Source organism: Rhodococcus sp. 21391, assembly GCF_016772255.1.
GTDB classification, from domain to species: domain Bacteria; phylum Actinomycetota; class Actinomycetes; order Mycobacteriales; family Mycobacteriaceae; genus Rhodococcus_F; species Rhodococcus_F opacus.
On record NZ_CP063781.1, the window covers coordinates 2,473,576 to 2,487,171 of the forward strand.

Consider the following 13,596-nt stretch of genomic DNA (forward strand, 5'->3'; position numbering starts at 1 on the left):
GGGTGGTCAATTCGGTAGTGAGCAGGACATGGCTGAGTGACCGGTGGCGCATCGGTCGAGGGGCGCGCACCGGGGGAGGTGGGTAGGGTTATCGCCTCTTGGTGTTGTGGAGTTGGTCGGCCAGTGCGCTCGCCTCGGCCGCGAGGAGCGCGGCGCGGGGCTCGTCGCCGGCGTCGATCGCGTGCCAGTAGTCGATCTTGAGGTCGACGTAGCGTTGACGGAGTGCGATCTGCTGGGCCTCGCGCGCAAGTTGCTGCCGGCGTTCGGTCAGCAACTCGATCTGCGCGGGGGCGGCCGCGGCCCCGAGTTGTCCGTTGGCGACGTACTCCTTCATGTCGTTGACCGACATCCCGGTCGCTGCCAGGCACGCGATTGCCAACAGCTTGCCCAGGTCGTCCTCGTCGTAGACGCGGTGCCTATTGCTCTCCCCACGGCTGATCGGCGCGATCACCCCGACCGACTCGTAGTAGCGCAGCGTGCTGGCCGGAAGTCCGGTCAGAGCGGCCGCGTCCTTGATCGTGTAGACGCGTGGGGTGGTGTGTGCACTCACGTCATCGACGCTATGAACTTCAAGTACTTGAAGTCAAAGGTTAGCTGAGTCACACCGTTGCACCGCAGATCAGCGCACCCCCGACGAACACGCTCACTAGACCGCTCCACGTCACGCCCTCGCGACCTTCGTTCTTCGTGCGGTGGCGCACGCGACGGACAATCAGGTGCCGCAGCGGGTGATCGCGAAACCTGGCCGTCACGCAACCGGAGGTCAGCCGGATGGTGCAGGAGGTGCGGTTGAGACGTCCGCCCGCGACCGCTCCCCGAGAAGTTTCTGCTCGAGCACGCACGGTCGGATGGCCGAGCTGACCGCCTGGAACTGCACCTTCGGACATGTCCAGGACGACCCGCTCGGGGAGACCTACGTGCGGGGACGTCGAAGGTGGGCCCATGCCTGAAGACGGCAGCGGGTGCGCACGGAGGCCCGCAGTCATCGAGGAGCGTGGCGGCCACCCGTCCTCGCTACCGGGCATCAACGGTGACTCGCACGAGGAGCTCGGACGAGATTGACTACTTGCAACCAAGGTTTGAGGCCCTCACCGATTGGTGGGGCCTCTTCCTGTGGCAACAGAGCCGGAGAGGGGATTGCGGCGGGCTGAAGGCGGGCGGGCGCCGGTCGCGAATCGTGCTGAGGGCGTGGTCCGGTGTGCGCCCAGTGCGAACGTCGGGTGGAGTAGGTCCCCTCCTCCTGGGGTGGGCAAACGGACCCCTGGGGTTGCTTCAGATCGGGCACGGGAGTGGGCAGAGTTGTACCTGTCACCGAAACACTTCCCCGACACTCTGGAGAAACTGAATGATCAACGCCCGACGAACCTTTGCCACCGCCGCTTTCGCCGCTCTTCCGATCCTGAGCGCCTTCGGGGCGGCGTCCGTCGCTCATGCCGAGCCGATCGGCCCGAACGGTCCCACCGGTGGGCCGTGCCCGATCGTGAACACGGACTCGAACGGAAACGAGACAGTGACATACGGCAAGCCCGGTGATCGCAATGGTGCCCTGGTCTGCGGTGCGGACGGTGAATGGACCGTGGGCAAGGCAGGCGGATTCAAGGGTGGCCCCGGACAGATCCAGACTCAGCCCGGACTGTCACGCGGATAGGCCACAGGTCTTCCCTTCCCCTGCTCCCGGGAGAGCGAGTGTCCCGCATCGATGCCGTTGCGGGACACTGTCGTCGAGAGGGACGTCGTCGTGTGTTCATTCCTGATAGTGGATACCGACGGTGCCCCCGCCTGCGCGGTCAGCCGACGATCGGTCGGTGTCCGTACCTGGTTGTGGGCGGGGGCGAGTGGGGATCCCGGCCCGACCGGGGGTCGAGCCGGGATCCTGTGTCCTTCACGGCTAGTTGCGTGATGCCAGCGACCGGAGGAAGAATGCGAGGTTGGCGGGGCGTTCGGCGAGGCGGCGCATGAAGTAGCCGTACCACTGTTCACCGTAGGGCAGGTAGGTACGTACGTGCTTCTGTTCGCCGACCAGCCGAAGTTGTTCGGAATCGCGGATGCCGTAGAGCATCTGCAGTTCGAACTCGTCTGCCGCCCGGCCCTTCGCTTCGGCGTATTGCATCGCCGCACTGATCATCGCCGGGTCGTGGGAGGCGACCATCGGGTAGCCCTGACCGTTCATCAGGATCCGCAGGCACCGCAGGTATGAGTCGTCGACCGCGGTCTTTTCTTGATGGGCAACAGATGCGGGTTCCTTGTACGCGCCCTTGCACAGCCGGATTCGCGATCCGGGGCCGGACATGTCCTTGCAGTCCGCCTCGGTGCGCTTCAGGTACGCCTGCAGCACGGTGCCGAGGGTAGGGAAGTCCTCGCGAAGTTCGCGCACGATCGACAGGGTCGAGTCGGTGGTGGTGTGGTCCTCGGCGTCGACGGTCACCCACGCGCCGGCTTCTTCCGCAGCGGTGCAGATCTTGTGCGCGTTCTCGAGGGCAACCTTGTGCCCGTCTCGGGCCAGGGATTGGCCCAGGGCAGACAGTTTCAGCGACACCTCGATGGTGCGCACCGGCGACGGCGGGAAGGTCGCCGGAGTGCCCCCGCTGGTCGCGAGCGCTGACAGGTTCGACAGCAAAACCAGGTAGTGGGACACCGTGTTGTTCGCTTGCGTGAGATCGGTGGTGTCCTCACCGAGGTAGTCGATGGTGATGTATCGGCCGGAGTCGAGGATTCCGGTGGTCGCGGTGATCGCTTGGCTCTCGGTTTCACCGGCGACGAACCGGTCGACGAGATTGCGGGTCACCGGGACCTTGCTGATGGTCCGTTCCATGCGAGGGGAGCGGGCTGCGGCGAGCAGGGCAGGCCGCAGCAGGTCGGCGGCCGCCATCAGATGTTCTCGGAGGTGTCGGCGCCCTGGTGCGGGTAGCGGTGGTCGGTGGCCGGGACGAACGTTTCCTTGATGGTGCGGGCGGAGGCCCAGCGGAGCAGGTTCTGCGGGGAGCCGGCCTTGTCGTTGGTGCCCGAGGCTCGTGCCCCACCGAAGGGCTGTTGTCCGACGACGGCGCCGGTGGGCTTGTCGTTGATGTAGAAGTTGCCGGCCGCGAATCGCAGGTCGTCGGTCGCCTGGGCGATCGCGGTGCGGTCGTCGGCGATGATCGACCCGGTCAGCGCGTACGCGGACCCCTTGTCGACCAGGTCGAGGACCTTCTCGAACGACCCGGCTGCGGAGTCGTCGTAGACGTGCACCGACAGGATCGGTCCGAAGTATTCGGTGCGGAAGGCCTCGTCGGTGGGGTCGTCGCCGAGCAGCACGGTGGGGTCGACGAAGTACCCGATGCTGTCGTCGACGTGGCCGCCGGCGGCGATGGTCAGGCTCGACCTGGCCTTCGCGCGGGCGATGGCGTCGGCGTTGCGGTCGAAGGCCCGCTGGTCGATGACGGCGCCACCGAAATTCGAGAAATCGGTGACATCCCCGTATTTCAGCGTCGACGCCTTCTCGATGAAGTCGTCGCCCATCTTCGCCCACACCGACTTCGGGACGAACGCGCGGGAGGCCGCGGAGCACTTCTGACCCTGGTAGTCGAACGCGCCGCGCAGCAGGGCGGTGGTCAGGGTGTCGGGGTTCGCGGAGCTGTGGGCGAGGACGAAGTCCTTGCCGCCGGTCTCGCCGACGAGGCGCGGGTAGCTGTTGTAGTTGGCGATGTTGTTGCCGACCTGACGCCACAGGTGCTGGAACGTGGCGGTGGACCCGGTGAAGTGGATCCCGGCCAGGCGGGGGTCGGCGAGAACGACGTCGGAGACCGCGGCGCCGGCGCCGTTGACGAGGTTGATCACACCCGGGGGCAGGCCCGCGGCCTCGAGCAGTTTCATCGTCCAATACGCGGCGACGGCCTGGGTCTGCGACGGCTTCCACACCACGGTGTTGCCCATCAGGGCGGGGGCGGTGGGCAGGTTGCCGGCGATGGCGGTGAAGTTGAACGGGGTGATCGCGTAGACGAAGCCCTCGAGGGAGCGGTATTCGAGCTTGTTCCACACGCCGGGGGAGGAGATCGGCTGGTCGGCGAGGATCTGCCGGGCGAACTGGACGTTGAAGCGCCAGAAGTCGATCAGCTCGCACGGACTGTCGATCTCCGCCTGGTACGCGGTCTTGGACTGGCCGAGCATCGTTGCGGCGGCGATTGTTTCACGCCACGGTCCGGACAGCAGGTCGGCCGCACGGAGGAACACCGCGGCGCGGTCCTCGAAGGACAGTGCCCGCCAGGCCGGGGCGGCGGCGGTGGCGGCGGTGACGGCGTCCTGGATGTCCTGGGGGCCGGCGTTGGTGAAGGTGCCCAGCACGGCGGCATGCCGGTGCGGCTGGACGACGTCGATCGCGGGGCCGTTGTTTCGCCGGTGCGCACCGCCGATGACGTTGTGGATCTCGGTGGGGTTGGACCCCAGCTCTGCCAGCTTCGCCTGCAGTCGCACCCGCTCCGGGCTGCCCGGGGCGAAGGAGCCCACCGGCTCGTTGACTGGCTGCGGGGTGGTGGTGATGGCGTCCATGAAACCTCCTACGAGGGGTGTGGCGGCGACGGAGCCGCTGCAAAGCACTACCCGTAGTCAACACCAACACCCACGGAAAACTATCAGCCAGTCAGACGAATAATCAGGCTTGAGATTGTATGATCGGCCAATCGCATCCTTTTGATCAATCTATCGGGACAGGGAGACCAGCCGTGTCGTCTCGTAAACGTGCCGTCGCCAAAGCAGGCCGAGAAGCGGAATCGAGCGAAACTATCACCCTGCGTGAACTTCTCGCCGCACTTGATACGTCCGTGGTCGAGTTGATAGAGGCACCCGCGGGGGGTTCGGTCGCCATCTCTTCCGTCGCCCTGGTCGACAGCTCCGATTTGTCGGTAGAGGTCGAGTCACCGTCGCCAGATCTCTACCTACACGTCGGCGTGAGGAAGGCCGAGGCCGTGCGGTGGTTCGAGGAGGTCGCGCTACGAGCCCCCGACCACAGGCCGCGCGCGGTGATGTCGAAGTCGGCGGCATCGTCGACCGCTCTGCAGTCCGCGGCGCGCAGCGCCGGAGTCGCACTGGTCGCCGTACACCCGAAGGCCCGGTGGGACCACGTTTTCCCCCTCATTCAGCGCATGCTCGACCGCTCCCGGCAGCAGTACGACAGGCTGGGTGACCCAGAGTTGCTGGCCGTTGACACGGACCTGTTCGGCCTCGCGCAGGCCATCGCGCAGAACGCCGGCGGGATGGTCTCGATCGAAGATGCGCAAGCGCGCGTGCTCGCGTACTCGGCGTCGGACGAAGCGGCCGACGAATTACGGACGCTGTCGATCCTCGGCAGGATCGGCCCGCGCGACTACCTGAAGGCGATGCAGGAATGGGGCGTCTACGACCGGCTGCGTGAGAGCGATGAGGTCGTCGACGTCCCGGCACACGACGAGCTCGGCACGAAGCGACGATTAGTGGTGAGCATCCGTCAAACCGTTGAGGACGGCTCGGCCGCGCCCCGGCTGCTCGGATCGATCTGGGTGCAACAAGGGTATGCCCCGTTCACCGATAACGCCGCCGACGTACTGCGGGGCGCCTCCGCGATCGCTGCGCGGATCATTTCCCGCAGTCTCAATGCTCCTTCGACGGAGGGCGTGCTGATTCAACGGCTGTTCGGTGCGCGCGGGGGAGGGGTGGATGCCCCATCGGTGGCCAGCGCCCTGAACCTGCCGGATTCAGGATCGGCCGCCGTGGTCGGATTTGCCGTGACCGCAGGAGAGCCCGAACCGCCGTCGGAGATTGTCACCAGTGTAGGCAACATGATCAGTCTGCATGCGAGCGCGCTCCGACGTGACTCGGTGTCCACGATGATCGGCCACCGCGCCTACGTCCTGTTTCCTCGTTACAAGTCGGCGAATATCATCGCGACGTGGACCCGCCAGTTGGTCGAGCAACTCGAGCAGAAGCGATCGATACTCCTGCGTGCCGCGATCGCTATGCCCGTTTCGGGTCTCGGACAGGTTGCCGGAGCCCGGACCGAGGTCGACCGGGTCCTTGACGGGACCGCCGCGACTTACCCCGAGGGACGGGTCACCACGCTCGCCGAATCCCGCACCGCGGTGTTGCTCGGCGAGATCCTCGACCTCGTCGGGGGAAACAGCGAGCTGCGTGATCCGCGGCTCGATGCCCTCGTCGAATACGACGACAAGCACGCTTCGAATCTGCGCGAGAGTGCCGAGGCGTACCTTGCCGAGCACGGGGACGTGCGCAACGCTGCCGCCGTCCTGCAGGTTCATCCAAATACGTTGCGCTACCGTATCCGGCGCGTCGAAGAGATCGTTGGCGTCAATCTGCAGGACGCATCCGATCGGCTGCTCATCGAAATCCAGCTTGCGCTCTTGCGACGTCCCGCCGGACAGAACCGCCCCACCCTCCGCTGATCGCAGTGTAGATCGTCGAAGTCCTCGACGGGTCGTGCAGCGAACATGGCGGAGTCCCGAACGGATTTCCGTAACGAGAGTTTTCGACATCTGTCGAGTTTCATCGTCTGGTTCCATGCGATCTCGTGATCGTGCCGTTTCGTCTCCCATCCGAGGGTCGCTCACTGTCATCCGTCGGCCCACTGATGGCCGCGCAGAGGGACACACGTCTTGGTGAGCGGACGGAGCCTGCGAGTACGCTGGCGCGGTCGACAAGGAGAGGTGTTGTGCCCATGAGTGAGCCGTATGCAGTCGTCGGAGCGACGGGTGGTCAAGGAGGCGCCGTCATCGACGCGCTGCTCGAACGAGGGCGGGAAGTCCGAGCGCTTGTCCGTCGAAGCTCTTCTCGCTCAGACGCGTTGCGCCTGCGAGGCGTCGCCATTGCGTGGCCGATATCACCGATCGGGCGGCGATCGCGTCTGCCGTAGATGGGTGCGCGGGCGTGTTTGCCATGACCACACCTTTCGAAGACGGCCCGGAAGCGGAGATCGCTCAGGGTGCCGCGCTTGTCGGCGCGTTCAGTGATTCCGGTGTTCCACACGTGGTGTTTTCTTCGGCGGCGGACGCAGACAAGAGCACTGGGATCCCACATTTCGACACGAAGGCTGCTCTACCCCGAGGTGGGGTGGCAGAGCTTCGCCGATTGGGCCGCCCAGTTGGCGTGACGTCTGCGGAAAGCAAGTGGTCGACGAGTTCGGTGTCGAAGTGGTCGACCATTGGGTGCAGTTCGGGACGGTGCCGGCATCCGAACCCCGAAGACGAGTGGGTCGTCGCTACTGGTGGCAATCGCGCTCGTTAGTGACGTTTGCCGGTCGGTGTTGTTCGGGTGCCCGGCGGCGGGGTCTCGGCGCGAGCGAGTTCGGCTACGCGGTCGGCCAGTTCTCCGGACAGTGTCGTGTCGGGTTCGGTGCTCGCGGCGTCCTCGAGCTGGGTGATGACGGTGTCGGTCGTCGGCTCGGCGGTGCCGGTGGTCGGGGGGTGCTCGAGTTGATATTGCGTCTCGATGTCTTCGAGGTGCTCGGCGAGTAAGTCGGTGTCGAGTTGGTGCGCCGCCTTCTCGTTCAGTTCGGCGTTCTCGACGGTCGCGGACCGAGGGGCGGTCTCGGCGTCAGCTGCAGCGTTATCCGGTGCGCTGGGATCGCGATCGGTGTCGGATGCAGTACCGGAGACCAGGGTGACGCGGGGTGTGGTGTCGGCGGCATCGTGGGCTCGGTCCTGGTGACCGAGAACGGTGCCGACGGCACAATCGAGCAGGCTGAGGCTGCCCCGGTACAGCCGTCGGGCCGGTGCTGCGGGTGCCAGGTGTGCGATTACCTGTTCGTCGACCAGGCGCAGCGGGTAGCGCACGATAGTGTACTGCGCGCGCAGTATGGCCAGGGGGAGTGCGGTGATGATGTTCATGAGGCCTCTATGTTCGGGTGGAAGGGTCAGGAGACTGGGCTGCCGCCGCTGAGGAGTTCTATACCGGCGCTGCCGAGCGCCCCTCCCACGGACTTGATCTGGGGTCGGGTCCGATCGGTCTAACTCGCGTGCGGACGGAGATGTCGATTCCGGGAGTCCCTCGACAGGGGCGGGACCACCGGCCGGGTCCCCGGTCCCCGGGACCGGCGGAGGCTTTCGGACATCACGCGTTGCCACCACAGGTCCAATGGACTCGGATCCGGCCACCGAATCGGATCGTCTTCCGATCCGAACTCAGGGTCGCTGCCGCTACAGGGGCCTTCTTCTTCGATGCGAGGCACGATCTGTACACCCTCTCGGTCAGACGCATCCGGTAGGTCGAATGCGCCGCGATCCTTCTGCTGGTTCGACGTCAGCCACCGTCACCGGCTACCCGCGTCGTCGCCTGCGGTCCGGTTACCCGAAACAGCGTCCGACTACCCACGCCAGGACGCCGATGGCGGCCCGGCTTCAGCCCTGCTGTGAAACAAACACGATGACGGAATCCGTCGATCTAGCTGCATGGGTCCACGGTGCGGCCGACTTGCGCGGCGCGGTCGGGTGCCCGTCACCCACCGTCCCCGAACGATTCCACCGGCATTGTGTGTTCGTTTTTTTTCGTTTTATGGTGGGGTATGGGTGCTGGGATGAGCCACACGGTGTTGCCGGTCGCCGACGATCGGGATCTTCTCGCCGCGCTGAGGGCCGTTCTCGCTGGTCAAGAGCAGGTGTCGATCTCGACCCCGGAGGAGTCCGTGCCGCTGCCGGACAGTGTTCGGGGGTTGCTCGTCGACGCGGTCACCGCCCTGGATCAAGGACAGGCTGTGACGGTGGAGCCACATCGCACCGTGTTGACGACGCAGGAGGCCGCGGAACTGTTGGGCATCACCCGGCCGACCTTGGTGCGTCTGCTGGAGGCGGGGAAGATCCCGTACACCTCGCCCGGCCGTCATCGGCGGGTGGAGTTGGCGGACGTGCTCGAATTCCAACAGCGCGAGCGTGCGCGCCGCGGCCAGGTGTTCAAGGAGATGGCGCACGAGGAAACCCCGGACCCCGGCGACGCCACTGACGGCTTCGTGTCTCGACCCGCCGATCCGGGGTGAGGTCGCTCTATGGCTGTCTTTCGGGTGGTTCTGGACGGATGCGTCATGCTTCCCCAGACCCTGAGCAATCTGCTGCTCACTCTGGCCGATGCCGAGGTGTTCCGGCCGGTGTGGACGCCGGATCTGCTCGACGAGGTCGAGCGCAACCTGTCCGGCGGGCGGTTCGGGAAGCCGCCGGAGCAGGCGGCGCGGCGAGTGCAGCAGATGCGCAGAGCATTTCCCTTCGCGGAGGAGGAGTCACGTGGTTACCGGGAACTGATCCCGGCGATGACCACCGAGCCGAAGGACCGGCACGTCCTGGCTGCGGCTGTACGCTCCGGTGCGGGTGTGATCGTGACCGCCACCCTGGCGGATTTCCCGCAGGCGGCCCTCGATCCGTTCGACGTCGAAGCGATCCATCCCGACGAATTCCTCTGCGATCAACTCGATCTGGACCCGGACGCGGTGTTCGAGTGCCTGCACGTACTGGTGGACCGCACTATGTTCCCGCCGCGCACGGTCGGGGAGTTGTTGGCGTCTCTGGAGCGGCTGACGCCGCGGTTCGTCGACGCCGTCCGGGCATTGCTCGTCGCCCGGGGCGAGGTTCCCGACGCTGGTACGGTGCCGGCGGCGTCCTCCCTTCCGGAGTTGACCGACGAACAGATCAGCGCCGTGCCGGCCGAGATACGGGAGGCCTACTTCGAGCTTCGTGCAATGGATCCGGCGGAATTGTTGCGGTTCCTCGGGCATACGCGGCTGGTGAGTGCGGCGTGGGCGTTCTTGATGTCGGTATGCGTGGACGGGGATCTGCTGTCGGTGTGGCCGAACGTGGATCCGGACTTCCGGGCGGTCCTCGCCTGGCGGTGGGTGCAGGACAACCATTATCAGATGACGATTGACGGTTGGGAGGGAGAGGCGGTCGCTTCGGCCCTCGCGGTGCCGGCGCCGGAGCATCCGCTGTGGGTGCATTTCGAGCGTGTGCACGTGCGGTCGTTCCGGGCGATGCTGCCGGATCCGGCGAGGTGGGGGATCGGTACCGGCACAAGGATCGTCGGCCCCGGTGTGGAGGTGCTCTATGTGCACGAGATGTCGACGCTCGAGAGCGGTGTGTGGGAGCCGAACATTCCCCGGCCGGTGTTTCCGATCCTGATGCATCTCGTCGGCGATCGGTGGCTGGTGCGGAACCTGGGGTCTGAGGAGGACCCTGCCGCAAGGGCCTGATTCCGGCTGCGTCTGTATTGCGGTCACCGAACGCGCTACCGACGCCTTCCCTACGCTGCCGGCGTTGTCGCACCCCGGGTTGTCCGGGCCGATCGACAGTGCGCCTATCAGCTCGGCTAACACCATCACCTGAACTGCGGCACACACTCGGCGATCCGGTGACCCCGAGGTTTCCCTTGATGGCACGGCCGACTGCCCCGCAGACGCTCTCCTGCGCCGCCGCAGAGCCTTGTCGTTGACTGATCGGTAGCAGGTCACATCTGGTTTTCGGGGAGCGCCGACGCCCGATGAGGGGGGCGTGGGTCCTGTGCTGTCACAACGGTGGAGCGGGCGGTGTCTTATGTGCGACCCCAATCTCGAGGAGACATCATGAATGCGAACTCTGTGCGCCCCGGAAAGATCGATGTGGTCGTGGTTGGCGGCGGGTACGCCGGCGTGATGGCGGCGAATCGCCTCACCAAGCGCGACGATGTGGCGGTGACGGTGATCAATCCACGTCCGTGTTTCGTCGAGCGGGTCCGTCTGCACCAGTTGGTGGGCGGGTCCGACGACGCGGTGGTCGACTACTCCGACGTGCTGGCCGGAGGCATCCGGTTGTTGGTGGACAGCGTGACGAGGATCGATGCTGCCGAGCGCGGCGTGAAGCTGGAGACCGGCGAGACCGTCGGATACGACTACCTGATCTACGCCGTCGGCAGTGGCAGCGCCGACCCGGCCGGCGTACCCGGAGCGGCCGAGTTCGCCCATCCGACCGCCAGCCTGGAGGAGGCGCAGCGGATTCGGTCGGTCCTCGAGGACGCCCCTATGACGGCGCCGGTGACGGTCGTCGGTGGCGGTCCGCTCGGCATCGAGACGGCCGCCGAGCTCGCGGAGCTCGGGCGCACTGTGACTCTGGTCTGCGGCGACCGGCTCGGCCCCTACCTGCACCCGCGGGGCCGACGCTCGGTGGCCAGGGGGTTGTCCAATCTTGGTGTAGCCGTGATCGACGGCCCCGGCGCGACGGTGGCCGCGGTGACACGTGACGCCGTGGAGCTCAGCGGCGGCCGTGTGCTCCCGAGCACGGTGACGATCTGGACCGCCGGCTTCGGCGTTCCGGACTTGGCCGCCCGCAGCGGGCTGAGCACCGACGCGATGGGCCGTCTTCTCACCGACGAGACGCTGACCAGCGTGGACGACGAACGCATTGTCGCGACCGGTGATGCCGCGGCCCCGTCGAACCTGCCGTTGCGAATGAGTTGCCAAGCGGCGCTTCCTCTTGGTTCGCATGCCGCTGACACGGTGCTCAGCCGGATAGCGGGGGAACGGCCCGCAGACTTCGGCAAGGGGATCGCCGCCATGTGCGTCAGCCTGGGGCGTAAGGACGGAGTTTTCCAGCTCGCACACAGGGATGACACCGCGATGCGGCTTCACCTGCGGGGCCGCCTCGGTGCGAAGCTCAAGGAAGCCGCGGCAGCGAGTCCCGTCAAGCAGCTGGCGGACGAGGCGCGAAAGCCCGGGTCGCACACGTGGCCGGTCAACGACGCCTCCCGGCGGCAGCGGGTCCAGGCTGAGCACGGTCGATCGCTGTCCAAGCCAAGCAGACTGGCATGAGCGGGGAGGTGGATGGGGATGCTGGGCTCGCCAACCGACGCCGAGGACGTCCTCCAGGAGACCTGGCAGGTGGTGGGTGAAGTTCGACCTGGGCTGGTATGGGCGAGCACGCGGCCCCGCCGCTGTAAGGGACCCGTGAACGACGTCGGTTCGAGCGGCGCAGCTTCCGCAGGCGCCGCCGTTCCTGCTCCGGCCGCCGCCGCTACCGCCCCGCGTCAGCAGGAGCTGTGGGCGTGGTGGAGGTGGAGGTCGTCGGTGTGGGTCTCGTCCGCGTCGGTAGCTCTGGTGGTGGCGGCAGTATCCAGGTAGTGGTCGGCTCCGACGAACGTGTCACCGGGAGCACCTCGAACGTCGTCTGCACCACCATGGACGGGGTCGGCAGGCACCGCAGCCCGGCGACCTGGAAACCGCGACTGCCCCGGTTCGGCACCGCGGCGCGGAAGTCGGCGACTCTGCCGACCTGCCGGGTCTCACCCAGGACACGATCGCCGAACTCCACCGCCCACGGTCCGGCGCAGCTCGGAAGATTCGCCGCGTGGTACTGGATCCGGTCGCCCGGCTGCCCGCGAGGCGGAGTGAGGGTGAGTACCGGCCCGGCGGGGTCGAGCATGCGCGTCGCTTCCGTGTCGGGTTCGCTCGACGCACCGCCGCCGATGTGGACTGCGAGCAGGAGAACAACCGACCCGACGAATATCGTCGTCGTCAACCAGGGTGTCTGCCGCAACGGTCTCACCTCGCACCCTCAATTATGCGGCTTCGCCGCCGCGCGCACCGCGTTGACGCGTGTGCGGTGGGGCGACCGCGCACTGAGCACTTCATCGAGGGCAGGAACATCCGATTACCTGGACACTCTCGGCTCGCTGCGGCGGATATCCGCCGACCCGCACCTTTCGTCCGGGTACCGGCGCACCTCGCCGGTGAAATCAGGCGGAATCTGGGGCGATGACGTCATCCGGCCGTCCCACTGGGGGATCCCCGAGCGGCGAGGAACTGGCCTCCGCTGGGCCCATCTGCTGGGGTCGGGAAGATGCCCATCTACGCAGGGCGTCCGAATCCGGGAATCACGGCGAGCCACTGGCAGACTGCCTGCGTGTAGAGGTCGGGCGCCTCGACGGGAAGCAGGTGGCCAACGTCATCGATGGGCCGGGGTGTCCAGCCCGGCAGTCGGGCGTGCTGCATGAGCGACGTGGGGTCGACAACGTGATCGTCCCTTCCCCACAGCACAAAGACCGGCACCCGCACGGAATCGAGTGCCTCGTTCGTCGGTCTCTGCGTGATGAACATGGCCTTGACGATCGACGCGAACGCGGCAGCCGTGCCCGCGAGCCGTTCCGGGTGCTCGCGGGCCGCCTCGAGGGCATTGAGCCACAGGTCGACCTGCGCTCGTGAGACACGGCCCGGGTCTCCACCGATGAGGTCGGTCCGGCTACCCGAGATGGAGCCCGCGTCGTTGATCGCGCTTCGCTTGGCGTCCAGTATTCGCCGGCCCGCCAGTCGCAGCACCATGCGTGTCATTGGCGGGCCAGCCGCGACGACGAGGCGTCCCAGTGTCTGCCACCCGAGCGCCTCGGCTGGTGACGTCCGGCGCCACGGCAGCGCCGGGGCCACCAAGACGACTCCCCGAGTCTTCTCGGGCATCCCCGAGCCCGCGTTTCGCGTATACCGGCACCGCACCGACAGTCCCGGCTCGCCCTCGTTGCCGGGGACCCTGGCTTGGCTCATCACGACGACATGGATGGCGGAGTTGAGGGTGCGGTCGCCTTCCCCCGTCACGTCCACGCCCTGCCCACCGCAATAACCCTCCGGAGCCGGCG

13 protein-coding genes are annotated in these 13,596 nt (G+C 66.7%); 7 read left to right on the forward strand and 6 right to left on the reverse strand.

The genetic code is table 11. The features are described 5' to 3' along the window. Positions 1–88 precede the first annotated feature (88 nt). Positions 89–550 (reverse strand): MerR family transcriptional regulator, encoded by a 462-nt coding sequence (locus tag GO592_RS11575; protein ID WP_007300631.1) that lies wholly within the window; start codon positions 548–550, stop codon positions 89–91. A 795-nt stretch (positions 551–1,345) separates the two neighbouring features. Here GO592_RS11575 and GO592_RS11580 point away from each other — a divergent pair. Continuing rightward, positions 1,346–1,648: a hypothetical protein gene (locus GO592_RS11580; protein ID WP_007300630.1), complete on the forward strand. Its 303-nt coding sequence runs from the start codon at positions 1,346–1,348 to the stop codon at positions 1,646–1,648. A gap of 240 nt (positions 1,649–1,888) precedes the next feature. On the opposite strand, the gene GO592_RS11585 is transcribed toward GO592_RS11580, so the two are convergent. After that, on the reverse strand, positions 1,889–2,869 hold the full coding sequence (locus GO592_RS11585; protein ID WP_007300629.1) for a proline dehydrogenase family protein: 981 nt from the start codon (positions 2,867–2,869) through the stop codon (positions 1,889–1,891). Then, positions 2,869–4,524 (reverse strand): L-glutamate gamma-semialdehyde dehydrogenase, encoded by a 1,656-nt coding sequence (gene pruA, locus GO592_RS11590; RefSeq protein WP_007300628.1) that lies wholly within the window; start codon positions 4,522–4,524, stop codon positions 2,869–2,871. The genes GO592_RS11585 and pruA overlap by 1 nt, the downstream gene beginning before the upstream one ends. A 173-nt stretch (positions 4,525–4,697) precedes the next feature. On the opposite strand from pruA, the gene GO592_RS11595 reads away from it, so the two are divergent. The 3 genes from GO592_RS11595 (at position 4,698) to GO592_RS45835 (ending at position 7,248) form a co-directional block, all read left to right on the forward strand. Beyond that, on the forward strand, positions 4,698–6,410 hold the full coding sequence (locus GO592_RS11595; protein WP_237737200.1) for a PucR family transcriptional regulator: 1,713 nt from the start codon (positions 4,698–4,700) through the stop codon (positions 6,408–6,410). A 272-nt stretch (positions 6,411–6,682) separates the two neighbouring features. Continuing rightward, positions 6,683–6,877: an NmrA family NAD(P)-binding protein gene (locus tag GO592_RS45830; RefSeq protein WP_257225796.1), complete on the forward strand. Its 195-nt coding sequence runs from the start codon at positions 6,683–6,685 to the stop codon at positions 6,875–6,877. Positions 6,878–6,891: 14 nt separating this feature from the next. After that, entirely contained in the window at positions 6,892–7,248 is a 357-nt protein-coding gene (locus tag GO592_RS45835) for an NmrA family NAD(P)-binding protein (RefSeq protein WP_257226392.1), read from the forward strand. Here GO592_RS45835 and GO592_RS11605 read toward each other — a convergent pair. Further along, entirely contained in the window at positions 7,245–7,850 is a 606-nt protein-coding gene (locus GO592_RS11605) for a hypothetical protein (protein ID WP_007300626.1), read from the reverse strand. The genes GO592_RS45835 and GO592_RS11605 overlap by 4 nt on opposite strands. 686 nt (positions 7,851–8,536) lie before the next feature. Between GO592_RS11605 and GO592_RS11610 the strand changes: the two genes are divergently transcribed. The 3 genes from GO592_RS11610 to GO592_RS11620 all read left to right on the forward strand — a co-directional run bounded on the left by GO592_RS11610 (position 8,537) and on the right by GO592_RS11620 (position 11,782). Further along, the gene (locus GO592_RS11610) at positions 8,537–8,992 is read left to right on the forward strand and encodes a helix-turn-helix domain-containing protein (protein ID WP_007300625.1); all 456 of its coding nucleotides are present in this window, start codon (positions 8,537–8,539) and stop codon (positions 8,990–8,992) included. 9 nt (positions 8,993–9,001) lie between these two features. Beyond that, entirely contained in the window at positions 9,002–10,192 is a 1,191-nt protein-coding gene (locus tag GO592_RS11615) for a PIN domain-containing protein (RefSeq protein WP_050998703.1), read from the forward strand. Between the two features lie 369 nt (positions 10,193–10,561). Continuing rightward, positions 10,562–11,782, forward strand: a complete 1,221-nt coding sequence (locus GO592_RS11620) for an NAD(P)/FAD-dependent oxidoreductase (protein WP_007300623.1) — start codon at positions 10,562–10,564, stop codon at positions 11,780–11,782. Positions 11,783–11,984: 202 nt separating this feature from the next. Here GO592_RS11620 and GO592_RS11625 read toward each other — a convergent pair whose 3' ends face one another. After that, complete coding sequence (locus GO592_RS11625; RefSeq protein WP_237720616.1) at positions 11,985–12,488, reverse strand: hypothetical protein; 504 nt, start codon at positions 12,486–12,488, stop codon at positions 11,985–11,987. A gap of 329 nt (positions 12,489–12,817) precedes the next feature. Continuing rightward, positions 12,818–13,561, reverse strand: a complete 744-nt coding sequence (locus GO592_RS11630) for an alpha/beta hydrolase (RefSeq protein ID WP_202715139.1) — start codon at positions 13,559–13,561, stop codon at positions 12,818–12,820. Positions 13,562–13,596 lie beyond the last annotated feature (35 nt).